Below are 25,400 nucleotides of genomic sequence, written 5' to 3'. Positions count from 1 at the left end.
TTTACCAGCCTCCTATGTAGGAAAGTCCAAACCCAATTTGGGCATCGGCAGTGGAATCCGCAACACACTTTCCGTCAAATGCCCGCAACACATCATCAACCGACTGATTGGTTTCAAAGAAATAAACGCTCCCGGCAGGAACCGCCCGGCGGATCGCCCGTTGCACATCACCGTGAGCAATATTGCGGCCTCCAATCGGTTGTGGTTTCCCGAGTGCCGCCGAAATAAGTGTGACGTGAACCCCACACCAGTTTCCCTTCAGTGTTTGGGCATCAATGTCTCTGGGGAGCCAGCCCTGCTGAAAAAAGGCAGGCGTGGCAAGGTACAATTTAAACCGGAGCGGCGTTGTCTCCTTGAGCCGTTCATTTCGTGCCAGATCCACTGTTCCAGTAATAGTTGAATACCGTCCGGCTCGTGCTTCGCCCCCAAGCTGTAACAACCCTGAATCTTTGAGGTTCACACCATCCACTTCAAGCAAAAGCCCGACATCTGTCTGTACTCGAACATATTCAACCTGATAGAGCATGCCCTCTGCCGGGCGTTTGGGATGACTTTCAAGCTGCACACCATTGCGGGCTTCCCGAGCATAAATTTTATGGGTCTCTTGAATGTGGTCATTTGATATTTGACCTGAAAGATAAGCTTGCACCCCTTCCCGGCTTAACCAGCCAGACTCAAATTTTTCGGGCTCGCTTCCTTTGGGTGGGAGCAATGGTTTCAAGTTTTCATTCCAGTTGGTTTTGAATTGCTGTTCAGCCGGAGAAAGTACATGCCAGCCACTTTTGAGCCTGGTGACGTCCTGTGGCCAGGGAAAATAGGGTTGAATCTGGTTTCCGTCGCGTTTGGCCAGGATTGGGCCACGCAACCGAATAGCCCCAAAATTATCAGGTTGACCAATTTCAGCCACGAGTGCTGGCGACCATTGTTTGTAATCAAACGGTTCTCCACTTTCTGACAATCGGGCTGATCGAATCACACCCTGCATAGTTTGCGGGGTTGGAGGAAATACACTGGCCGCCTGGGCTCGATCATTTGGAGCAAAGGGACGTCCATCACGAAACAACCACACATCAGAAGGTTCAATAAAAATTGTTTTCGGGCTCATCGTTCATCCCTCCCTCCAGCAGCAATAAAGCGGGCGACCAGGATCCATCGGCTTATTTCTTCAAATCCTAAAGACCTGGAATCATCAGGATTTTTTCCTTCGCACCAGGCAGCCAACAAAGTGGCAATCTCCTTTGCCTTCGTTTTGTTCTCATCACCCTGCTCGCTATGGCGTTTGGCCAGTCTTTTGAGTGCAGCACCCCTCGCTTCAGCCGGTAAAGTCGTGGCACAAAGCCCCCGAACTTCTTCTGAAACCGCATAGGGAAACTTCATAGATAACGTCTCATCTCGAAGCGCCTTGATAACCTGGGCCATAATGGCTACCGCATCAACCGGACCTGGATTGTCATATTTCCAATGGGTTCCAACCTGGATTTCCTCTCCGGACCTCTTGAGTAAATACACGCAGAGAGCATCCCGTCCGTAGCGATTTTTGGCGGTTTTCTCAGCACCTCGCAGAGAAGACAACACCCGGTCCAACGGTGAAAGATGATGCGCAATCACAACCCCGGCACTCGGGGTTGGGTAATGAGCCACTCCTTCAGGTAAGGAAATATCTTTGATGGATGATTTGAATTCTTCCTGCAACTTTCTGGCACAAGGGAGGACTGTTTCCAGTGGTAACAACGCCAGCACATCATCCCCCCCGGCATACACCAACCGCCCGAAATGTTCCTCAACGATAGTTTTGGACTTTTCACGGGCAAAGGTGGAAACACACTCACTGAGTTCCTGGGCTTGTTCGGTGCTGGCATTGCCAAAAAAAGCTCCCATGTGGTCGCCGTCCATCATCAGGGCCGCAAAATACTTTGAAGGACTTACTTCCAGTTTTTTCACGAGATTCCGAAGCTGAATATGAACTTTACGAAGCCGAGCCTGTAGAGTATAAACTTCTTCTTTGAAGAGTTCTTCGTCGTCATAAGATTGTTCATATTCCATTAAATCGTCTTTCGAAAAAGTAAGTTCATCTGCTTTTTGCTGAGTGAGAGCTGTCAGATCATTGAAGGATTTAGGAAATTCCTTCTTAAATTTCTCTTCAACAAACTGTTCTGGATAGAACACATCTCCGTCGTAGGTAAGAAGTTTCCTCCGAATTGCTTGTGAAAACCCCGTGTGAATTCGAACCAGTTCCGGAAGACACTCTTCATCCACTTGAGCAGGGAGAAAAACATCTTCCAAAGCCTGAAAATGAAGTTTCAACAGGGGTTCTGCCTCACCTTCTTTTAATAGTTTCGCTTTGAATGGTGCGGCAGCAACACCGCTGGTTGACGGGAAAGAACCGTCTTGTTTGTCCAAGTTCACTGCTTTGGCTACCAGGGCAGTTCGTTTCACGACACACACGGCGCAGAGTCGTTCCGAACCATCTTCTCGAAGTCGTAAACGACCCGGATCCTGGTTTATTTTTTCAAACCACCACTTTCGGGCGTCATAGACTGATGATTTCCCGCTGAGTTCCTGGCGAGTCCCACACAACGTGCATTTGATATGGGGCTCTTCCGTTGGTTGGAAATCACGCAGTCTTTTTCGGGCGTCTAATGCTGCCAGTGCATCATTTCGAGATAAATCGGGACCTGTGAGAATTACCCAATAAATTTCCAGGAATGTATTGATTTGCCGGTCCCATAATCCATCCGTAACTTCTTTAAAGAACTCTGTTTTCACCTGAGTTGCAATTCGTTTCCATTCACTTCGGACGGCTGCCTCAATGTTCTCAGCAACTTTTGATGGTTCATCACTTTCAAATTCCACCAAAAAATGATTGGGGGTATCGGCTTCAGTTGGATCACCAAACTTCGATGACATTTTCGGCTTCGGCAAAATCAGGATGGCCTGGTTGCCTTGGGCTGTCTTAATGGCAGTTCGACTCAAATGTGATAGCAACCAGCTTCCAATCCACAAATCTTGAGTTCGTCTGGCTGTTGAGATGAAATCCTGGATGGGGCCAAGGTGAAAAGCCAATAGTGAAGATTTCATTTTTTGGCACCTCCCGTTGAGTTGACTTCCCATTTGGGGCTTAAAGAGTCTAAAAACGAAGTAACATGACAGGATTTACCAGGTTGACCTTTCGTGATTTCAGCTTTGAAATATGTCAGAACAAGTGCCCACTCATTTTCTAACTTGTGAGCTGTAATGACTAAAGGCGATGCACGGCGGCGTGGAGAAATCCCACCAAAAGCTTGTTCAAATTCTAATCCTCCAAGCTTCGCTTTTTGATCAGACATCTGGTTCATGAGCTTGCTTAAAACTGTTTTGTAATCACTGAGATCCGTATTGAGTGGTGTCCAAACAACAACACGGGATTGGGATAATAAAATCGAAAACACAGGAAGATTTTCAGAAAAGCTGACTATGCCTGGCGAAGAAAACGCGGCAAAAGCAATACGACTTTGTTCAATTACAGTCCTAATATGATCAGCCAGTTCTTCTCCTGTATCAAATCTATCTTTCGAGGATTCCAAACATTGTTTCAAGTTCTCTGAAAATGAGGTTGGGATTGATACTATCTCTTTAATACGGATACTCCCTGCACCACGTCTTGAACGTCTGCCTAATCCCCCTAACGTAGCCCAAAGCAGCAAACTCCAACCAGCACTCTCAAGTGCGTCTGGTGAGGCACCAAATCTGGAAGAGAGAATTAAGTCAAACGAAGTATTTGGGCGAAATGCCTGAACGATGCCCCCCTGATTTCCAACCTTGTGTGGTAAAAGCGGTTCGGACCCAGGAATTATTGAAGGTGAGGTTATCCTTACGACCACAGATGAAGCATGGTCCGTTTTTCCCATGACATTAGACTCTAATTGAGACAGCAAATTACAATTGTGATCACCTATTACTCCGCCCAGGGCTGCACGCAACCAAAAACGTAATTGGCCCCGAACCGAAGCCGGTCTGAGTTCTGGCTGTTGGGTTGCCCCGCCTAAAAAAAGAGGAGTGACTGTTTCCAAGGTTAATTGCAGTTTTGGGAGCGTCATTTGAACCTCGTAGTAATGAAGGAAGCACTGTTTGGAATTTTCCCCACTTTCAAGAGTGGTTCAGACTTTGTGAACCAGACATAGCCTATCAGTTGGGCGACCTGAATTTTTTTTGACTACCTTGTCCAGATAACCTGTCAGGTAAAAATATTGCCATTCTGGCCAAACCAAAAAATCCTGAAAGGGAGCAAATCAAATTCAAGTCACACGATCATTTCCACATAGATGCACCCCATAACTTCCTTTTCAAACGGGAAACCGTGAATATTCAATAACGGCTGGCACGCCAACAACCACAAACAGTATTGATTACAGCAACGGAACTATTTGATCAGTGGAATACAACTCATTCTTGTTCAAAAGATAAGCAAGATGATTTGGAAAAATGGGTAAAAGTTTTGAGTGTGTCTACTGTTTCACAAATACAGGTCCGTTTCAAGAAAAAAAGAGATAGATTTAGAGGAAATTTCTTCTGCTTCCGGTTTGTCAAGCCGCAAGAGATCAGCTTGAAAAAATTATGACACATTGAAGCAATGTCAATCCAGCAACCACCAATCAGGCTTCAAGGATGTTCACTGAATATAGTTTTATGTTTTTATCCCGCGTGACCAGGGTGAATCTCTCGACCGGTGCTTGGGCAATGAACAGACGATCAAACGGATCATTGTGAATCGGCGGTACCCCTCCAGCTATTTGGGCGTGAGAAATCGTGATGACCAGTGGATGCTCGTCAACGACCCCGTGGCGAAACGACCGGCTTCGCGACCTGGTATGCCAGTTTGATGGTTGAAGAGCCCGACCGGCTCCGGTCATTCTGTTCCCTGCTTGGGGTTCCCGATTTTTTGGGATGGCTGAAAAAGACACGCTTGGGGAAATGCTCGCCCGGAGCACCGTGGGCTGTAGCGTAAGTTTTTGAATGAACTGAGATCACTTGACAACGTCTTACCACACCCAATGGAGCAGGAAATTCAGAATGAGGGCAATTTGTTCAAAAACTTACGCTACGGTCCACTAACCGTCGGTGGGAATTGAAATGCAAGCGGGCAGGCTGCGACATGCAAGAATGTTCAGTTGAAAGGAATTTGCGCAAATATTCAAGTTTTTTTTCGTCAAAACAGCTTCAAGATGCGTACATAAAGCTTTGAATCCAATCAACTTCGCGCAAGTAATCAATCAATTCCTCAATTCTTTTCCAGGGGGATTCCCACAGCCAACGGGTGTCATTTCCTCTCACGGCAGGTTGTATTTTCCTGCCAAAGCGACTGTTGAACGTCGGGTGTTTTCATTTGTAAAACTGGCCGAAACTGGCCAGCATGAACACCCTGAATGTCACAAAGGAAACACAAGTCCCGGCTGTTGGCGCCATAAGGTGGCTTAGAAACCCCTTTGTGGTCTTGTGCTTGATCGTGCTCACAGGTTTTGTGGCATTCGGGTGGCACACCGCCAGCCACAAGGTCTGGCAGCCAGCCGAAGTCGAAATTGCGTTCTGGTTCTGGCAAACCAACCTGCCACCAGCCACTGAAGTCCACGAAACACTTCAACCGTTTCACACCCGAACGGTTTTTCTTCGCGCCGGACAGTTTGACCTGAACCAGAATCGAATCGAACGTATTCGCCCGGCGGTCGGTCAATTTCCATCAGACCTCAACCTTCATCTGGTTTATAACGCGACGCCGGCGCTCCTCAACACATTTGAAACACTTTCCGAAACCGATTTTGCCCGTGCAGTTCAGTCAACCTTTGAAACCGATTGCCGTCGCGCTCAATCCGATGGAGCGCAGGTGGTCGGAATCCAACTCGATCTTGATGCTCCAACCCGGTTACTCCCTCACTACGGGTCTCTGGTACGTGCCGTGCGGTCCACACTTCCGCACGGCACATTTTTTTCAGTCACGGGGCTTCCGACGTGGATGAATTCGCCGGCTCAGTTGCGCAAACTGCTCAACGAAACCGATTTCTGGATTCCACAGTGTTACGGCGGCAAAATCCCTCAAAAACGAACGGAAAGAATTCCGATTTGCTCTCCGGCATCCGTGGCCCGAGCCATCCAGCAAGCGCGGTCCATTGGGCATCCATTTTGGGCTGGACTGGCCGCGTACGGGTATGCGCTTCATTACAATTCCAGAGGAAACCTGCAAGGTTTGTACGGCGATCTTGACCCGACACAGATCATTTCCAACTCGAATCTGGAACTGGTCAACCGCGAAACCTACAGCGTCAAAACATCTTCCAACTGGCGCTATGAATTCCGCCCCCGAACCGATTGCACCATTGATGGCATCACGCTGTATTCCGGCGATTCTCTGGTGCTTGAAATTCCCAACAGCCAGGTTTTGCGCGAATCTGCCCGGCTGGTTCGTCAGTATGCCGGAGATCAATTGTTAGGAATATGCCTGTTTCGGTTTCCAGGCCAACTGGATACAACAATGCTGCCGGGCGAAGAACTCAACCCGGCGCTTTCTGATTTGCCTTCACACCCACATTTCACAGTTACCATGCAAACCGTTGGGAGAAAATCAGTTATAGTCACAGTTCAAAATACTGGAAACATAAGTTTACTGGCTGACCCAAATGCCCTCGAACTTGAAATTGCCTACCCGGAAGGCCAGTTGGAAAACCTGACAAACTCTGATTTTCCACAGTTTCGATTCCTGCACGTCATTCAAATGGCAACACCTGGCCCGCCGCCAGCCCTGGTGCCAGGCTCCAAAGGACGGTCCAATCTGGTGCGATTGACTCGAGGTATTTTGCGCCCAGGTGAAACCGCCTCCGTCCAGATTGAGTTTTCAAATGCCCTGCCTTCCTTGCCTGTCCGCCTGATTGCCCGAACCAGCGATGGGAGCCGATTTGAGACGAACACCTCTATTACTTCCACCCCGTAACAACTCATTATTGTTCCATTCTTATCGAGTTTTTATGAAACACCGATTTGATTCTATCTTTAGTTACTTCATTGCTCAGATTTTATCCAAAGTATCAGCCCGCTTGTTTTTCACCCTGCTTAGTATTCTGTCAGTAACCTCAATAGCGGCAATTGGCTGCGGATGGTTTGGCGGAGACGAGCATTCGGTCAGGTTTAATTATTCAAGCGTTCGTGAATTCGGCTTGCTCCCCAGAATTCAGGCTCAAAAACCGGGTGTACTGTCAGAAACCAGAAAAGCACACCCCGGTCGAAGTTGGCCCAATCAAGACGATTCCGATGATCTCAGCCAGCTTGCAGGCGAAGCCGATACCACGTGGGCCGAGCTTGATGAAGCCTTTGAAACCCGTAACGAAATAACCTATCAGCGAATTTTAGAGCGCTACCTTGAACTGACCGAAGTTGATTTTTTCAGCGATTACCAGGAAACAACCGATGTCCAGACCCGACGTAATTCGGCGATTGACCAACTGGACGCGTTGACCGCTCGCACACAGGGATCATCCAGTGAGGCTGTTTGGAACTACATTGAGGCCCGGCAGGCTTTTGATACCCAGCCGGAGGATCAAAAAGAAGAACCAAAATTGAAAAAACTGGATCACAATTTGCGCGATAATGTCGCGTTCCTGTCGGCGGCGGTCCTGTATGCCCAGCAAGATTACGTGGCAGCGGCCACCGCCTTTCGTAAGCTGGCCAGGCGGTATCCAACCAGTGAAAAACGCGAAGCCGCACTCTACCTTGCGGCTCTTTCCGAAGCCAAATGTACGGTTGCCTTTTGGACCTCCGATCCTGAAACCGATTCACCAACGCCTGATGAAGACTGGGCCGACCTTCGCCGGGCTTTTCAGCGCGTAGTGAACGAATACCCAAACGGTCGTTACAAAGGCGATGTGCTCGGCTGGCTGGGCTTTATGAATTTGCAATTTGGGAATCGTCCGCAAGCCCTGGTTTATTATTACAAACAACTTTCAATTGATGATCCGATCATCCAGCGGCAGGCGGTGCGGTCACTCGCACTCACTCGTCAGGACACCACCGAAGTCGAAATGTACCGGTTGCAGCAATTGCTTTCAACTGATCCTGAAATCGCCCTGACCTATACCTATCACGAGCTGTACAACTACACGCAAACAATTGATTCTATTGAAGGAGACTGCGGCTGCAGTGAAGGTGACATTGACGATTCCTGGGCCCAAAACCAGTACCAGCGCATTGCTGGCTTTTCAGCCAGGATGATGGACAAATTCCCGCAATCCAAACTGTCTGGCGGGTTTGCGTTGCGAGCAGCCATGGCAAATCTGGAAAGCGGTGATCACACAGCCGCTATCAAACTGGCAAGTCAGGCGTTGCGGCTGGGATTAAATGGAATGGAGCGGGCACGCGGGCTGTGGGTGCTTGGGGTTGCTCAATACCGCCATCACCAGTTGGATGCTGCCGCCAAAGCATTCACCCAACTGATCCAGGAGTTTCCCACCGGAAACCTCGTCGAAGGCACTCGCCGCCATCTGGCAATGCTGGCCGAAGAACTTGGCCGTCGGGATGTCGCGCTTGAACAATACCTCGCTCTCGATTATCAGCTTGATGTGGCCTACCTGATTGATGTCATGATGACCCCGGAGGAACTGCACAAGTTCATCACTACCCATCCTCAAAGTACTGAACTGAACGAACTCTGGTACGGGCTGGGTATTCGGTATCTTCGCAACCACCAGTGGGCAGAGGCTCGCGAAGCCTTTGCCAACGTCAGAACCATTAGCGATTACATTGATGAACAATATCACTGGAACATCATGACTGAGTACGATTACCAGAATCTTGAAACCCAGTTGAAGCCGAGTCCAAAAAGTACCGAAATCGATATTGATTGGAAGGTGAAAGGAATCCGCAGCCGCTGGCTCCATCGGGATTTGCAAACCATTGATGATCTTGAGTTTTTGCAATCCCGAATTGATTCCGCCCAGGATGACACCCAGCGGGCTGAGGCGATGTACCAGTTTGCGAGCTACGTGTATCAAGGCGGTTCGTTTCTGTTGTACAACCCGGCGGCGTGGAAGGGGATGCGGTATTCGAGCATTGCCGTCAAAAATGACTTCTCGCTTCCGAACGAAGAACAACAACTCTGGGACTATCACCTCAACCACGAAGCCGTTGCGCAGGCCAAAACCATGTTTCTGGCCATCGTTGACGCCTATCCCAGGAGCCCGGCGGCACCAGATGCACTCTATACAGCGGCGGTGTGTGACGAACGACTGATCAACTTCAGCCCGTACTGGCGGGCAATGTCCCAGACAGGCCGTCACGCCGGGAACCGATGGGTCACCTATGATGATGTTCGGCGTCAATATCCACTTTATCAATTGCCGTGCGGAACATTTGGATGGGAGCCGTCAACCCGAACAGTCAACGGCGGCCCCGGATTTGCCCCCAAACCCAAACCCTTACCACGCAAATCACGAGGTGAACGGGCCTTTGAAAAACTGGCTGTTTGGAGCGAACCCGTCATTGGTTTTGGCTCAAGCCTCTGGCAATGGTACAAAGGCTATGTGTTGAACCTGCCTGAGTTTAGCCGGAGATGGTCGGAATGGTTCTGGAGTGTGACATCGTGCCTCTATCTGATCCCCTTCACTGTTTTACTCTGGATGCTGGTCAATCAGAGGAAACAGCGTTTTCTGGACCAGATGAATATCCAGGAAGAACCAGCCAACCTCAAACTTCAACCACGTCTCTATCAAGCAATTACCATTTCGGCACATACGCTGGTCCACGGCGCGTTCGTGTTGCTGCTGTGGGGATTGTTGAGTTTTACGCTCAGTCTTTTTGGATAGGGAGCCAGAATGAGTTTTTAGTCAGTAGTCCGTAGTCAGTAGTTCACCAAGCTTATTTGATTGAGTTACTTAACTGCATACCTGTCTTCAATCAAGCAGGAAAAAGTTAAGAGTTCCGCCTTCAGGCGGGTTTGGTATCCCAAAGATGGTCTCAATGAACGCGGGAGCCGCCTGAAGGCGGAACTCTTAACTCTAATCTCAGTAACGTATCGGGAAGTGGCTCATTAAAGTCTTCGCTCATCCAGACTTCTCCTGCGTGTAAGCCAGGAATGCGAGGTGAAGAAAGGAATTCATTGCCAGCGGTTGAATCACACATTCTGAGGTTCCCTTCAAGGTTTTCCACATTCTCTTTTGCACCCATCACCTCACTTAAACTCGCAGCTATGCGCTTGATCAGTTCAAGCTGGTCCTGGGGAGAAAGTTGTTGCGCTTGATATAAAACTTGATTCAATTGGACTTCGGGCATCTTCATCTCCTTTCATTGAGACCTACCTCAATCAAACCACATCCTTACCTTCATCCTCAAGCCCTGGTTGAGTACCAGCTAAACCATTGCTGAATTTGTATTTCCCCAAGCCCCAAGCCCCAAGCCCCAAGCCCTAAATTGCTTGCACTCTCGCCTGCTTTCCCTTTACCTTACCCCATTCCTTCCCGTCGCATTTCACATCTCTCACTCAGCAGGAGAATTCATCAATGCCCCTGTACCGCCTTTTGTGCAGTTTATTGCTTCTTATCGTTTTTCAGCCCTTCCCAGTCAGTGCTCAATCAGAATCAACCGAAAAAAAAGAATCCAAAGTCCTCCAGTTTCGCTCCATTGGTCCGGCTGCCGGAGGCCGTGTCGCCCGTGTGGCTGGCATTCCTGGCGATCCTTCCATTTATTATGCTGCCGGGGCCGCGAGCGGCGTCTGGAAAACGGTTGACGGTGGCCTCACGTGGAAACCTGTTTTTGACGATCAGCCGATTTCTTCGATTGGTTCAATTGCGGTGGCGCCGTCTGATCCAAATGTCATCTATGTCGGCTCTGGCGAGGCCAACATCCGTGGCAATGTGGCGGCTGGCAATGGAATCTACAAATCTACCGATGCTGGAAAGAGCTGGTCGCACGTCTGGAAACAGGAAGGCCAAATCGGAACCATGATCGTCCATCCGAAAAACCCGGATGTGGCCTTCGCGGCGGTGCTCGGACATGCCTTTGGGCCCAATGACGAACGCGGTGTCTTCCGAACCACCGACGGAGGAAAAATCTGGAAGCAGGTGCTCAAGAAAAATGCCGACACCGGCGCTTCGGATGTGTGTTTTGATCCATCAAATCCCAACGTTCTCTTTGCTGGACTCTGGCAGGCTCGTCGCCAGCCCTGGGAGTTAACCACGGCGGGCCCAGGAAGCGGGCTCTATGTCTCACGAAACGGCGGTGAAACCTGGAAACAACTGACTGGAAATGGCTTGCCGGAAGGCATCTGGGGCAAGGTTTGTGTGGCCGTGGCTCCTTCTGACAGTCGGCGACTGTATGCCATTATCGAAGCTGAAAAAGGCGGGATGTACCGTTCAGATGACGGCGGCGAAAACTGGACCTATGCCAGCGATTATAAGGGTATCCGGCAACGAGCCTGGTATTTCAGCACCTTTACAGTTGATCCGACCAATGCCGACATTATTTACTGTCCGCAAGTGTCGCTTCTGAAAAGCATTGATGGCGGGAAGACCTACAAAGCCGTCAAAGGTCCACATCACGGCGACCACCATGATATCTGGATTGACCCGGCGGATCCGAAACGATTGATTTCCGCCAATGACGGTGGCGTAGACATTACCACCAATGGCGGTGAAACCTGGTATGCCCCGATGCTCCCTATCGCCCAGTTTTACCGCGTCAATGTCAACAATGCGGTGCCATTTGCGGTTTCAGGCGCCATGCAGGACATCGGCACGGCACTGGTGCCAAGCAACAGTCTGAGCAGCAGTGGCATTACCCGCGATTACTGGTACACGGTTGGTGGCGGCGAAGCTGGCCACACCGCCAGCGACCCAACTGACCCAAATATTGTGTATGCTGGTGAATATGGCGGCTACATTTCGCGCTATGACCATCGCACCCGTCAGGCCCGAAATGTCTCGATTTACCCAACCAATCCTTCCGGCCACGGCGCCGAAGATCTAAAATACCGGTTTCAGTGGACCTCCCCGATTTTGATCTCTTCGCATGACCCAAAAACTATCTATCACGCTTCCAATGTGCTTTTTCGAACCACTGATGGCGGCCAAAGCTGGACGCCCATCAGTTCGGATTTGACCCGCAATGACAAAACCAAACAGAAATGGTCGGGTGGACCGATCACTGGCGATAATACCGGGGTTGAGTTTTACTGCACGATTTTTGCCGTGGCGGAGTCTCCGAAACAAAAAGACCTGCTCTGGGCAGGTTCGGATGACGGACTGGTTCACGTGTCGCGTGACGGCGGCAAAAACTGGACCAATATCACCGGGAAGATGCCGGATTTCCCTGAATGGGGCACGGTGAAATGTATTGAAGCTTCTCCACATGATGCCGGCACCGCCTACGTGGTCGTCGAAGCCCACCGGCTCGATAATATGCGGCCTTATTTGTACAAAACTTCAGATTTCGGCCAAACCTGGAAACGCCTGACCGACAAGCTACCACAAGATGTGTACCTGCATGCCGTTCGCGAAGATCCCAAACGTAAAGGTATGCTCTATGTCGGAACTGAATGTGGTGTCGTCTATTCGACCAACGACGGCGCCGACTGGAAACCGCTCAAATTCAATCTTCCAACCGTAGCCGTGTGTGATCTGGCCGTTAAAGACAACAGCCTGGTCGTAGGTACAATTGGACGTTCGCTGTGGATTCTGGATGATTTGACACCGATTCGCGAAATGAGCGACAAGATAACAAGTCAGGATGTATTTCTCTTCGCGACATCTGATGTTCACCGCTGGCGGTATCATTACTCAACTCCAGACAAATACGCGGGCGACAATCCGGCAACCGGGGCGGTTATCTTTTACCACCTCAAGCAAAAAGCCAAAGAACTCAAACTTGAAATTCTGGATGACAAAGGAACGGTAATTCGCACTTTGAGCAGTGTTCCGGAACCCAAAGAAGCCGACCAAGCTGAATATTCTGAAGGCGATGAAGACGAGCCCAAAGATGTGCTTTCAACTGAACCGGGCTTGCAAAGTGTAGAATGGGATTTAGCCCACACCGGTGCCAAATTGATCAAAGGTGCTAAAGTTGACGCGGGAACGCCGAAAGTTGGTCCAACTGCCGTGCCTGGCACCTACACGCTCCGCCTTCTGGTTGATGGAAAGGCCATAACGACGCCACTGGTGATCAAGCCCGATCCACGCGTTCAACTCACTCAGGCTCAACTCGTTGAACAGCTTCAGTTTGCCCTTAAAATTCGAGATGATATTTCAACGCTAACCGAAACCGTCGAGCAACTGCGCTCTCTCAAACAACAACTCGCGGCTCGAACTCAGCTTTTGAAAGACAATGAAAAAGCCGCCGAACTGGTCAAGGCGGCCAAAGCATTGACTGAAAAACTCGACGCCCTCGAAGCCAAACTCCATAACCCGAAAGCCCAGGTCACCTATGACATTCTGGCACAAAAAGGCGGAGCAAAATTGTATTCTCAGTTGAGTCCGTTGCTTGAATGGGTCAAAGACAGCGACGGCGTACCGACTCAAGGGATGCGTGAAGTCTACGCGGGTCTTTCAGCCGAACTCGCCCAGTACCGGGGTGAAATGAAATCACTGGTTGAAACCGACCTGGCCGCCATCAATAAATTGGCCAAAGATATGGATTTGCCCTATATCGGGGTGAAGTGACGGAAATCCAGGGTTCAGGGTTCAGGGTTTTCGGAAGGGGTGAGGGATGAGGGATGAGGGATGAAAGAAATCACCTTGTCACCTTGTCAGTTGGTCATCTGGTCAGGATTTAGGGTCATAAGTACCTTGTCATAAGTTTCCTGAGATATTGGGTTTGGTAAGTGTTTGATTCTTTTCGTGTAGTTCGTGTGTTTCGTGGTTAAAATGTCTGGAAATTTTCGGTAAGGTACTTAAGCGCCAGGATAAGAAAGCCCGTGCCCTTTCCGTTGGTATTGAATGACGTTCTTGTTGGGTTTGGGTCTCGTCCTGGCCGTGACCGTGGGCTTCGCACCACGGCTATTAAACGACGACCCTCCGGGCCTAAAACCCTTATCCTGGCGCTTATGCCCTGTCACCTTGCCACCTTGTCACCTTGTCACCTTGTCACCTTGTCATCTTGTCATTTTGTCACTTTGTCACCCTGTCACCTTGCCATCAATGCAGTTTGACTTTCCACTGATTATCCTTGACCATTGTTTATCTTTTTTATTGAGAGGCTGGTATGGTCGCACGATTCGAACCGCTGCTGACGGTCGAAGTTCTCGACCTCATGCCCGATGACGGTAACATCTATGAACTCATTGATGGAGAATTAACTGTGTCTCGTGCTCCTGGACTCAAGCACCAGCAAATTGTCTCTCGGATTATTGTGATCATTGAAAAGTTTTTGGAAGACACTCCATCAGGGATTTTAGTTCCTGGGCCAGGAGTGTTGTTGAGTAACTTCAGTGGTGTTATTCCTGGCCTGGTTTATCTGACACACGACCGACGAAAAGAAATCGCAACGGGTGAAAAGATCACGGGAAGTCCTAATCTGGTCATTGAAATCATCTCTCCTGGAGCTGACAATGCACTGCGTGATCGTGAAATTAAGCGTCAGTTGTATGCCAAATACCATGTTCCTGAGTACTGGATTTTTGACCCTGAGACCCAATCCATTGAAGTTTACCGGCTCAAAAGAAAGAGCCTGCATCTTGTTTCACATTTGAAAGACGAGGATACCTTGAAATCTCCATTGTTTCCTGGTTTTGAGGTTCCAGCCCGACAGTTTTTTAAATTGCCGTAGCCGTCGAGCAGGGTATTTGTCTTTCTCCGCCATTGCCATCAGTTCCCGTTCAAGCCTAAACTGGTTCTAGCCTTGCGCTCGTGGGTTGATCAGTTCAAATCTGAGAGCGTGTCCCAAACGGTTTTTATCCGCAACGATCACTTAATTTCAGGGGAACTGATATGCCGAAGTTTCTCGCAAACCTGCTGGTCGTGGTCTGTCTTGGGATGGGTGTGCCAGCATTGGCCCAATCACCTAAACCACTCTTTGAAATCCAAAACTATTCCGCCAGATTTTACCGGGAACAAAATCTCTCGAAATTTTCTGTGATAGCGGTAAATCATTCGGCTGAACCGCTGACCATCGAGGTTTTTTATGAACTCGACGATGAAAATAATCACTCCCAGCCGGCCTCCACACAACTCGTTGAACTCAAACCGGGACTGCAGAAACTCTCCTATGAATTTGACCAGGACCAGTTGCCGGCCCAGGGGTTCACATGGAAAAAACCGTTCTTGCAGGAAATTTCCTATCGGGTTCATCTTCCAAACAGCAATCAGTTCCAAAGTGGTTTGATTGAACTTGCCCGACCTGATCCGGAGCCGTTTGTCATCTCGTTCATAAGCCCGGATACAGCCTGCACCGGCACTGACTTTCATTTACCCGTTAAAGTTCTCAATCCAACGACTTTGTCACCCATCGTCGGAGTACGAATTTCAGGAACAATTCAATATCAGGAAGAAACACCTGACAACTCGATTGATCGTCAACTCCGGCAGGAAGCTATTTCTGATCAAAATGGTCTGGCAATGCTGACCTTTCGATTTGAAAAGTCAATTGACTATGACTCCCAACTGGACCTGGAAGCTGACGATGGATTGTATCAAACCGAAACGACCTTACATATCTCGGTCGAGACCCCAGCCCAATTTTTGCTGCACACTGATAAACCACTGTATCAGCTTGGCCAGACAATGCACATCCGGGCTCAGCTTTTTGATCTCACCAATCATGCGTTGCCCAATGAAAAAGTGACACTGGTTATTACAAACCCAAAGCAGGAACAGGTTGTGGAACACTCACTCACGGCTTCGGCAAATGGAATTATTGCGTTTGATTGGGAAATTCCGGTGGCGGACCCTCTGGGCAACTATGAAATTCGAGTCACATCCGATCAACTCCAAAATCGTCAAAAGCGCCGGGCCAAATGGTCGGTTTGAATCGCCAGGCGATCTTACGAGCGATGATTTCATAGTTTGGGCCGAGTCAGTTGAGCAACTCGACCAACTGGCTGATCCAGTAGATGATATCGGCTGGGCGTATCGCCATCAGCATAAGCACTTTCCAAGAAACCGTGCTGAATGGAATCAGGCGCTTCAACTACCTCGCAGGCCGAAAAATCTGACTGATCCCTGGGACGCCCCTTTTCACCAAAATTTGAAGTCAAACCAGATCGAGTGTTCCAGATTCCCCACGCTCAACCTGGACATTCCGAATATCTTGCGTCGTTTCACTGGCCGTTGATTCCAACCGGGACAATGTCCATTCGGAAAGCTGTGGTTTCGTTTTCGTCGAGTGGACCAGATCGGCGGCCTGGAACGGCTGATGATTTCATCGCTTTGAAATATGAAGAGCCGATCCTTCCCAGTGTCAAACTTCACTCAAAGTTAAATCGTCGGCTGAGTGACCATCAACCACGGAAAGCTGGATTGATAGTCGGAATCCTCACCAATAAAACTGGAGCCGCCCTGGCCGAAGAATCAGTTGAACTTCGAATGGATTCGTGGAAAGAAGGGATCAAAGCCAGGACTGATGTGGAGGGTAAATTTCAGTTTGTGGACCTTCAGCCGGGATTGTATTCACTCAATATCCAGGTGGCCGGGTACCGACCTGTGTTTATCTCAACCATTCCAGTCATTGCGGGTTATCTGACACCCGTCTGCCAGAGAATCTCGCTCCAACCTTATGTCAAGCCACCGCACTCCAAATCTTTCGCGTTACAATCAGTTCATCGCCCCCTGGATCTGAAAGGCAGCCCAGTAGTATGGGTCTTTCCAGCGCTCGGTGCGGAGCATATCAAGTTGGGCTTTTCTCAGCGCATCTGCCGGAGTACGCTTCTCTTTTAATAGATGAAAATAAAATCGCTCCATCAGGTGGGTCGTTGCCTGATCATTGACCGCCCACAAGGTATAAACCACCCGCTGTGACCCGGCCATCAGAAAATTTCGGGTCAGGCTGAGAATTCCTTCGCCAGGAATCTCTTTTCCGGTGCCAGTGTGGCAGGCCGATAACACAACCAGTTCTGTTTTGAGCCGCAGATTTACAATATCGGCCCCGCGCAGAAACCCATCCATCGAATTCCCATCTTTATCCACCAGCGACAAAATCAGGGCTGACAAATCAGGGTGATTTTGGTCAACCAGCCCGTGAGTGGCAAAATGGAGAATTTGCAGTTCCTCCAGATCGAGTGCCTGCAACGCCGACAAAGTGGCGTCTGCTCCAGATTTAACCAGTACTTTCCTATTGCGAGCAAATCGTTGAATCCGTTGTGCTTCTTTCTCTGTCCAGGGTAACCGATTGATAGTCAGAGGCTCTGTAGTTTGAATGGGTTTCGTCGAGTCATCACGTCCAAGAATCAGCGTCCGCTGGCTGGATCCATGTTTCTGGTTGATGTTGCGTGAAATGGCCTTCATTCGGGTATCGTTCAAACTAAACACTGGATCGGCAAACACGGCAATGTGTTCAATGGAATCAGCATTCAAGGGAGTTGGCTTAAAATATTTCATCAGTGAGGTCGAGGGAAGAATGCTGATTTCCTGAAGTTCAATGAAATAGTGTGTCTGGTTTGGGTTCGTTGCATCCGAAACAGGCAGGATTCCAAATGGAATGGAAAACATGGAATCTGCCGGGATGATCAACAGTTTTTGACGAAGGAACGGTCGGATCGGGTCAAGAAGCTGGCGACTGAGATTCCAGACTGGCGACTGGCTTTCAAGCACGCTTTTTTGGTTCAGCTTTGTCAAATTGCGGCTTTGGTCACTCTGCGAGTAAGCCAGATGGACCCGTTCAATCAACGGCGTCAGTGTGGCCCGGTCAGCCAGTTCAACCATCCGGAACGACTCACGGTCTACAACCCAAACAAATGTTTTTTCCCTGGTCATCGCATATTTGACCAGAACAGTTTCAGAATCGAGCCGTGCCTGGAGGTCTTTTAAGTCCAGAGGCACTGGGGCGATAGCTGCCGTTTTTACATCGCGTGACTGTCGGAGGTCTTCTTTCAATTGTTGGTGTCGGGTGAGGAGTTCCTCAAGTTCAGATTTCAGTTGACGTTCCTGGTCAGCCGTGTGTGTTTGGTTCAAAAGTTCGGTCAACCGGGCGCATTTGAACGCAATCTGATTTCGCAGGTTGATATCCTGACCAAGAAGTGATGAATCTGCCAACCGGTCGGAACCTTTTTGATTTGACAGACTATCCAGCAAACTTCGCGAATGCCCTTGTTCGTGAACCTGAAATGCTTTCACAAGCACGGCTGGACTCGGGTGCTGGTGATACTGGTCTATCAAAATCAGGAGGTATACGTCAAAGAACTCCTGAACCTGAGAAAAGAATGTGGCTCGCTGAAATGGGTCGTTGATATTTCCCCGTGCATATTCGGCTTTCGCAATCGCTTCTTCAATCAGGTGGACCGCTTCATCAAAATTTTGCCGTGATCGTTCGAGTTTGGCTAAACAAAAACAAACATGGGCCTCTAAATAATTGTCGTTTGCCTTGCGCGCAATGTGGAGGGCAGCTTGAAATGCAGCATAGGCTTCATCTGATTTGTGAGCCGCAAGCTTGACCTGCCCAATTTCTACATACACCCCAGACAGCCCTGAATTATACTCAATCGCCTGTAAAAGCGACCTGGCCTCGTCCAGGGCAACCAGTGCCTCATCCAGGCGGCCTTGCTGATGCAGGGCGGCGCCCAAATTTTGAAGCGTCTGCCCCAAATTCAACCGGTTGCCAGTTTTTCGAAGCAGCTCAACCGCTTGCTGGTGAGCACGTTGAGCCGCCGGGTACTGTTGTTGGCGAAAATAGACCGAGCCGATTGAACTCATCAAAATGCCTTGCTGAACAACATTGTTTAACTTTTGAGCATACCGCAATGAATCCTGGTAATACTGAATTGATTTTTCAAGGTCGGCCACACTGACATAATAGTTTCCCAGGAGCTGATATAAATACATCAGTGACTGAACATCACTGGTCTGTTCGGCCAGTTCAAGTGCCTGATTTGCCAGGTTAAAGGCTTTCTGGTATTCGCCATACTTGAGGGCCACACTCCCCATCGTAATCAGTAACTGGATCTTCCCTTTTTGGTCGCCGATTTGTTGAAAGATGGCCAGGGCCTCTTCAGCATATTTTAAAGACGCTTCGTATCGCTCAGCTTTCCAAAACGCCGTGCTGAGCCCAGTTAAAACAATGGCTTTCCCGCCTGGGTCCTTGAGGTCTGCCCGATGCAGGTCAAGCGCCTGGGAAAAATATTCAATCGCGATGGCAGTTTCATCCTGTTCTAAACGAAGTGTCCCAAGGCTATACAGCACAATCGCCTGACCGCGCAGATCACCCACTTGTTTTCTGATCATCAGTGCCTCGGCCAGGCAATCAATCGCAACCTGATAATTCCCCACTCCCTGGTGAGCAGTTGCAAGGTTGACCAGAACATAGGCAATCCCAACCGTTTCATTGAGTTCGCGACACAACTTCAACCCTTGATTGAAGTTCTCGATCCCAGGTTGAAATTCCCCGCGAAAGATGTGAATTGACCCAAGATAATTTAAAATCCTGGCCTGAGTGGTTTTGTCATTCACAGCCTGATATTGCTCAAGCGCCAGTCCCAGCCGTTCAAGCGCTGAATCAACCTTGCCACACTGGAAATAGACTTGACCGGCTTCAAAATACAATCGCCCCAAATTAGTCGAATTGTGGCTCTGGCGGGCGTCAGCAATCGCCGTTTCATAACACGCCAGTGAGGCGTGGAGATCAGCTAAATTATTGTTTTGACGAAATTTTCTGGCTTTTTCAAGTGTTTCCGAAGATTGAGCCTGAGAGGCTCCCGGAGTTTGTCCGGCAGCCAGAAACACATTGAGTTGAAAACAGGTAAAGAAAAAAATTACCTGGACCAGACGAACGGAGGTTTGTTTTTGTATCACGAACGTATTGCTCTTTCCTTCTATCCAATTTCAGCGTTGATCCAGCGGGGTTGCCAAACGCAGAAGACTCAGTGAATTGCATCATAGCGAAAATGTGGCTATCCACAATGGAGCAAAATGACAGGGTACCAAATACATTGAACTCTTACGTGCCTTACTGAAAATTCCAAGACATTTTGAACCACGAAATACACGAAATAGACGAAAAGAATCAAACACTTACCAAATCCAATATCTCAGGAAATTTATGACAAGGTACTTATCCTTTATCGCTTTTGCTCTTCGCGAAATATCATCACCAACAAGATTTTACCTGTCGCCTGGACTCTACCTGATTTTCCGCCAGTGCCAAATCAATGGTTGTCGCCCCCGCCTTTTTCAACTGGTCAACCAGATCAATCACTTGCTGATAGGCGGTTTCGCGACTGGTCACAATCACTACGTTTCGCTCGGGTTTTGGGTGGGTGATCAACGCCGGTCTGATGTGGGCAATCAGGGATTCAAGGCAAACAGCCGGCCCATCATTCAATTGAACGAACTTCCCTTCCAGGTTGACCTTAAAAGAACAGCGTTTGTCTTTGCGCGATACAAATGCGGCGACACGATACTCAATCGGTGGGCCTCCGCAGTGAATCGGCTGAATGGCAATATAACTCAGCAGCAGAAAACTCCCCAGCGTGCTCACCATCAGGAAAAAGTTTGTCAGATGAACCCACGGTACGAACTGGCTCTTTTGCATACTGAAGTTCCTCACGGCTGGTCAGCCAAAATTCGATCCCTCGATTTTGACACCTCTCCCAGATCAAATGTTCCAATCCAGCGGCTTTTCCTTCAGGCTGTCTTTCACCTCAAATTGATCAAATTTTCTCATATGGAAATAACACTAGCTCATTCAAAAAATTGATTTTAGTAATCTACTAACCACTAACTATTGGCTATTGATCACTATACTTTCGCTCATGAAATCTTGAGAAAAACTTGAGCTTTTCTTGAGGTATTTCCAGACGAAGATCAGTAAACACACCGCCTATCCTTTTTCCCAAAATCAAATCGGCAAGCCACTTTCATCGCAGAGACGGTGACGATTCGAAAACGGCTTCCGATTGGGATGGCTCAGAAATACTCCCACCTTTTTTCACTACCAACCGTCATTTGGAGAAGAATAATGTCTCAGGAAACAGTAAAACCATTTGGAATCGAATTTTTAGAAGAAATGCAGGCTGACGAAGCCTGGGGAATGACCTCTGAATTGACCCGCAAGCGACCAACCTTTGATTCCGATGGTTTGTTTATTGACTTCACAAGCTAATGATCAATTTCCCTGTGGCTGGTGAACCACCCACGAGCCTCCAATCAGAAGGTTGAGGTTTTTGCTGGTTTCATCAGGGCAAAGGGTGGCTGGAAACGCTTTTTCAACCCAGCCAGTGATTTATAAAAAATTGAAAGCATGTCTTTCTTTCTTTAAAACAGGTGATTGACTGGCCGGGTGAGGCTAGTTCATTCAGGCCAGTCAATCACTTCCTCAGAAACTCTCCCAATCGTCATGATCCTCATTCTTACTCGCCCCGATGACACAACCGCCGATGACCTGATTCAACATCTTCATCAAAGAAACGTCCGTTATGTTCGGTATAATTCACAGGATTTTCCCCAAAAAGCGATTCATCGGTTTTACAAACGAAATGGTATCTCCCGAAATGAGCTTGAAATTGACGGGGAACGCATTGATTTCAATGATGTTTATGCAGTCTGGTATCGCTCGATGGAGCCACCGCTGGTGACCGACGCCATGGCCCCCGAAGATCGGGAATTTGCCAAACGCGAAACCGACCTTATTTTCCACGGTATCTTACAAACCCTCCAGGATCGGTTTTGGGTCAATCCACATGCAAATGTCCGTCTGGCCGAATATAAACCCTACCAGTTGGAACTTGCCCAGGCGGTTGGCTTCGAAATTCCACCCACTCTGATTACCAATGATCCGGATGAAGTCCAGAAGTTTTACTGCCAGACCGGCAAAAACATGATCTATAAATCGGTTTCTCAGTACCTGCGGCGGGGAAATCCGCAAGCCGGGATTCGCAATCAAGGCATTTATACCAATCGAGTTCAGGAAAAAGACCTGGAACGCCTCAAAGCGGTCGCCCATGCGCCTTGTTTATTTCAGGAATATATCCCCAAAAAGGTGGAATTGCGGATTACAGTCGTCGGACGAAAAATCTTTGCCGCCGAAATTCACTCGCAACAAAGCCAGCGCTCCAAAGATGACTGGCGGCGCTACGATATTGCCAACACACCCTATCTCAGGCACCGACTCCCGGAAGCGATCAAAATCAAATGCCAGCAACTGGTGCGTGAACTCGGGCTGGTTTTCGGTTGTATTGATATGATTATCACTCCCGATAACCGCTATGTATTTCTTGAAATTAATCCCAATGGTCAGTGGGGCTGGATCGAAGAACTGACCCAACTGCCGATCTGTGAGAACCTGGCTGAAATGTTGATCCAGGGAACGGCGCTGTATACCGATCCGGTGGCGCTCTCGGCGTAAATTTCGAAAAGAGTTCAGCGTTCCCCCAGCCGGGTGAAAACCATCCCGTCCACAATGAATTTGTATTGAATCTGATATTTCCCCAAACCCTGAACCCTGAACCCTCATTCCATATGCGCCAACGATTTGCCTGCGTTCGTGGACAGAATTCAAATGATTGCGGACCGGCAGCCCTGGCGACGGTCGCACGCCATCACGGACTCCGAATGAGCCTGCAGCGGGTTTTGGATGTCCTTGAAACCGGCACTCAGGGTACCAGCCTGACCAGCCTGCGCGAAGGCGCCGAAAAGCTGGGATTTCGCGCTTCAGCCGGCAAAGCCAGGCCCGGAGTCCTGGGCCAGATTCCCTTGCCGGCGATTGTCCATTTCCACGACACACCTGCCGGCCATTTCGTCGTGCTGCATCAGGTTGATTCCCAGTCAGTTGTGGTTGCCGACCCGGCAGGCGGAATTGTGACGCTTTCACGCGATGAATTTTCCCGCCGCTGGAGCAATGCGATTTTGCTGCTCACTCCGGGCGCTGACTTCAGACCCAATCAAGACGAGAAATCCCCGCTTCACAAGCTATTTCTCCTTGCCTTCCGTGAACGAAAGCTCCTGCTGCAATCCGTTGCCTGTGCCGGAGTGGTCACGGTCCTGGGTCTGGCGCAATCGTTTTTTGTCCAGATGGTGATTGACCGGGTGATTCCATCCGCCAGCCGGGATTTGTTGTGGTTGCTGGTGCTTGGCGTCCTGGCGCTGCTTGGCATCCGGTCACTGGTTGGCTGGCTACGGCAGTACCTGCTGGCCTACCTTGGAATGCAGTACGGGCTGTTGCTGGGGCCGGGCTACGTCAACCGGGTGCTCCGATTGCCGATCAAGTTCTTTGACCAGCGCCAGACCGGCGATATCTATTCGCGAACCACAGATGTGACCTCGGTGCAGTCGGCGATCACCAACGGAGTGCTTTCGGTCTGTATTGATCTGGCCTTGCTGCTGGTAATGGCGGCATTGATGGCCTGGTTTAACCTCAAGTTGACACTGCTGACGCTGTGTTTTGTCCCGATTCTGGCCGGTGTGACCTGGGCGCTGCATGCTCCGTTTGTCCGCCAGCAATGGGCGGTCCGGCATTACTTTGGAACGGTGTCAAACCGGTTTATCGAAGCCCTGGAAAGCATCCGCATCCTGAAAGTGTTTACGGCTGAACCGCTGGCTTACGAACGAATACTCCAGCAATATCAATTGCTTGAAGCCGCACAGTTTCGCCGTGGCCTGCTGGCGGCAACGATTGCCACGGCGTCTTCCCTGCTGACCGGTTTTGTCTCGATTGTGCTGCTGTGGGTAGGCGCCCGTCTGGTGATGACATCAGAGTTGACGGTGGGTCAAATGATGTTTTTTTCGTCGCTCCTGGGGATGTTCCTGTCGCCGGTTGATCGGCTGGCGCCTTCGATTACGGCGATTCAGGAAGCGCTCATCGGAATCGAACGCCTCAACGATGCCTATGAAGCCACGCCCGAAGATGCGCACACCGGGCAAACGTTCCAGGGAATCCACCTCAGCGGGGACATTCACTTTGACAACGTCTCGTTCTGGTATCGCGAAGGCACGCCCGTGGTGACCAACCTCACGCTCTCGATTCCGGCTGGGAAAACCACTGCGGTGCTAGGTGCCACCGGTTCCGGGAAAACCTCGCTGGCAAATCTGCTGACCCGGCTGTATGACGTTTCGGAAGGGCGAATTCTGGTTGATGGGTTTGATCTTCGCGAACTGGAACGAACGGCCATCCGGCGCCAAATCGGTGTTGTGTTTCAGGATCCAAGCCTGACGAGCGGCACAATTTTTGACAACATCACGCTTGGACGGCCTGGGGCTTCGCTTGAAGACGTGCAAACCGCCGCCAAACTGGCCGAAGTGCACGATTTCATCATGAGTTTGCCCAAACAGTACACCTATGAGATCGGAGACCGGGGCGTTGCGCTTTCAAGTGGTCAACGCCAGCGGATTGCGATTGCCCGGGCGCTGCTGCGCGACCCGGCGTTGTTGATCCTGGACGAAGCGACCAGCAACCTCGACAGCCAGACCGAACGCAAAGTCATGGAGAACATCCGCACGCATTGCCCTGGGAAAACGATCTTTTTGATTACCCACCGGCTAACGACGGTCATGAACGCCGACTCCATCGTGGTGCTCGACCAGGGCCGAATCGTCGAACAAGGCACGCACACTGAATTGATCGAAAACCAGGGCAAGTATCAGGCATTCTGGTCAGCCATGATGCTCCCACGAGAAGTTGAAGAAGCAACTTCTTTGTAAAGATTTGGTATTTCGGCGAAAACCGGAAGCTATAGATTTTCAGAAAAAGGTTCAGAGTATCGTCTTTAGACGAGATCGTTTTTCTTTTGTCCCACGCATTACGTCTCACGCCTGAAGGCGTTACTCTGAACTGAAATCATTTTCTGAAATGCTATACCTGGCTTCCGCCCGGAGGGCGCCGGAGAGTAGCCGGTGTGGAAGCCTGCTTTGAGGCGCACCCACCGGAACAATCAGGCCGTCTGCGATTTGCGCCCGGTAGGGCGCTGGAACCAGATTATTCAATGAAGGTTTCGTCAAACTCAATACCACTCATTCTCAGCAAATCCAGATACTCTTCGCGGAATGTCCGTTTTCGGTGGTGGTCTTCCTGGTTGGCAATGTAGCTTTTTACCTTGTCTATGGTGGTCGGGCTGACCGAAGATGAAAGTGGTCAGCAGTTCCTCCAACCATTTCCGGAATGCCACCCAAAGTTCGTACTGCGCCACCGATGAATGCATGAAGTCGAGGCCGCCAATCCTGGGCAATGACCGGCTGGCGGTGTTTGGTGCTGAATACAATGTGGTAATGCAAACTAAAATGGGTTGATGACATGGTGTGTTCTCCAGCGCCCATCCG

General features: G+C 49.6%; 16 protein-coding genes and 1 pseudogene. 8 read left to right on the top strand and 9 right to left on the bottom strand.

Annotated features, from left to right (window positions below; genetic code table 11):
- Position 1: 1 nt before the first annotated feature.
- The 4 genes from cmr3 to HY774_14585 all read right to left on the bottom strand — a co-directional run bounded on the left by cmr3 (position 2) and on the right by HY774_14585 (position 4,889).
- A complete protein-coding gene (gene cmr3, locus HY774_14600; protein MBI4749714.1) occupies positions 2 to 1,105 on the bottom strand; it encodes a type III-B CRISPR module-associated protein Cmr3 in 1,104 nt (367 codons plus the stop codon).
- Positions 1,102 to 3,078, bottom strand: coding sequence for a type III-B CRISPR-associated protein Cas10/Cmr2 (gene cas10, locus HY774_14595; GenBank protein MBI4749713.1), 1,977 nt, complete (start codon positions 3,076 to 3,078; stop codon positions 1,102 to 1,104). The genes cmr3 and cas10 overlap by 4 nt, the downstream gene beginning before the upstream one ends.
- A complete protein-coding gene (cmr1, locus tag HY774_14590; GenBank protein MBI4749712.1) occupies positions 3,075 to 4,076 on the bottom strand; it encodes a type III-B CRISPR module RAMP protein Cmr1 in 1,002 nt (333 codons plus the stop codon). The genes cas10 and cmr1 overlap by 4 nt, the downstream gene beginning before the upstream one ends.
- Before the next feature lie 555 nt (positions 4,077 to 4,631).
- Entirely contained in the window at positions 4,632 to 4,889 is a 258-nt protein-coding gene (locus tag HY774_14585; GenBank protein MBI4749711.1) for a hypothetical protein, read from the bottom strand.
- A 575-nt stretch (positions 4,890 to 5,464) separates the two neighbouring features.
- Between HY774_14585 and HY774_14580 the strand changes: the two genes are divergently transcribed.
- Both HY774_14580 and bamD read left to right on the top strand, forming a co-directional pair.
- Positions 5,465 to 6,958, top strand: coding sequence for a DUF3142 domain-containing protein (locus HY774_14580; protein ID MBI4749710.1), 1,494 nt, complete (start codon positions 5,465 to 5,467; stop codon positions 6,956 to 6,958).
- A 34-nt stretch (positions 6,959 to 6,992) separates the two neighbouring features.
- Entirely contained in the window at positions 6,993 to 9,821 is a 2,829-nt protein-coding gene (gene bamD / locus HY774_14575) for an outer membrane protein assembly factor BamD (protein ID MBI4749709.1), read from the top strand.
- Positions 9,822 to 9,972: 151 nt separating this feature from the next.
- Here bamD and HY774_14570 read toward each other — a convergent pair whose 3' ends face one another.
- On the bottom strand, positions 9,973 to 10,287 hold the full coding sequence (locus tag HY774_14570) for a hypothetical protein (protein MBI4749708.1): 315 nt from the start codon (positions 10,285 to 10,287) through the stop codon (positions 9,973 to 9,975).
- Between the two features lie 227 nt (positions 10,288 to 10,514).
- Between HY774_14570 and HY774_14565 the strand changes: the two genes are divergently transcribed.
- From HY774_14565 to HY774_14555, 3 genes are all read left to right on the top strand, one after another.
- Positions 10,515 to 13,667: a glycosyl hydrolase gene (locus HY774_14565; protein MBI4749707.1), complete on the top strand. Its 3,153-nt coding sequence runs from the start codon at positions 10,515 to 10,517 to the stop codon at positions 13,665 to 13,667.
- Between the two features lie 541 nt (positions 13,668 to 14,208).
- Positions 14,209 to 14,772: a Uma2 family endonuclease gene (locus HY774_14560; GenBank protein MBI4749706.1), complete on the top strand. Its 564-nt coding sequence runs from the start codon at positions 14,209 to 14,211 to the stop codon at positions 14,770 to 14,772.
- A gap of 161 nt (positions 14,773 to 14,933) precedes the next feature.
- Positions 14,934 to 15,971 carry a hypothetical protein gene (locus tag HY774_14555; GenBank protein ID MBI4749705.1) on the top strand — a complete coding sequence of 346 codons (1,038 nt, stop codon included), beginning with the start codon at positions 14,934 to 14,936 and terminating at the stop codon, positions 15,969 to 15,971.
- 783 nt (positions 15,972 to 16,754) lie between these two features.
- Here HY774_14555 and HY774_14550 read toward each other — a convergent pair.
- Positions 16,755 to 19,943, bottom strand: coding sequence for a CHAT domain-containing protein (locus HY774_14550; protein ID MBI4749704.1), 3,189 nt, complete (start codon positions 19,941 to 19,943; stop codon positions 16,755 to 16,757).
- A gap of 295 nt (positions 19,944 to 20,238) precedes the next feature.
- On the bottom strand, positions 20,239 to 20,682 hold the full coding sequence (locus HY774_14545; protein ID MBI4749703.1) for a hypothetical protein: 444 nt from the start codon (positions 20,680 to 20,682) through the stop codon (positions 20,239 to 20,241).
- 426 nt (positions 20,683 to 21,108) lie between these two features.
- Here HY774_14545 and HY774_14540 point away from each other — a divergent pair, with 426 nt between their 5' ends.
- From HY774_14540 to HY774_14530, 3 genes are all read left to right on the top strand, one after another.
- The gene (locus HY774_14540) at positions 21,109 to 21,252 is read left to right on the top strand and encodes a hypothetical protein (GenBank protein ID MBI4749702.1); all 144 of its coding nucleotides are present in this window, start codon (positions 21,109 to 21,111) and stop codon (positions 21,250 to 21,252) included.
- Between the two features lie 234 nt (positions 21,253 to 21,486).
- Positions 21,487 to 22,494 (top strand): hypothetical protein, encoded by a 1,008-nt coding sequence (locus HY774_14535; protein ID MBI4749701.1) that lies wholly within the window; start codon positions 21,487 to 21,489, stop codon positions 22,492 to 22,494.
- A 113-nt stretch (positions 22,495 to 22,607) separates the two neighbouring features.
- Positions 22,608 to 24,785, top strand: a complete 2,178-nt coding sequence (locus HY774_14530; protein ID MBI4749700.1) for a peptidase domain-containing ABC transporter — start codon at positions 22,608 to 22,610, stop codon at positions 24,783 to 24,785.
- Positions 24,786 to 24,905: 120 nt separating this feature from the next.
- Here the strand turns inward: HY774_14530 and HY774_14525 are convergent, their stop codons facing one another.
- Together HY774_14525 and HY774_14520 are read right to left on the bottom strand one after the other, a co-directional pair.
- Entirely contained in the window at positions 24,906 to 25,082 is a 177-nt protein-coding gene (locus tag HY774_14525) for a hypothetical protein (GenBank protein ID MBI4749699.1), read from the bottom strand.
- Positions 25,060 to 25,376: pseudogene (locus HY774_14520) on the bottom strand (transposase). Before HY774_14520 ends, HY774_14525 begins: the two are co-directional and overlap by 23 nt.
- Positions 25,377 to 25,400: the final 24 nt, after the last annotated feature.

The sequence above is a fragment of the Acidobacteriota bacterium genome (assembly GCA_016208495.1).
GTDB lineage: Bacteria > Acidobacteriota > Blastocatellia > Chloracidobacteriales > Chloracidobacteriaceae > JACQXX01.
The sequence above is the reverse complement of the archived record's forward strand: the minus strand, read 5'-3'. Positions and strand labels throughout refer to the sequence as shown.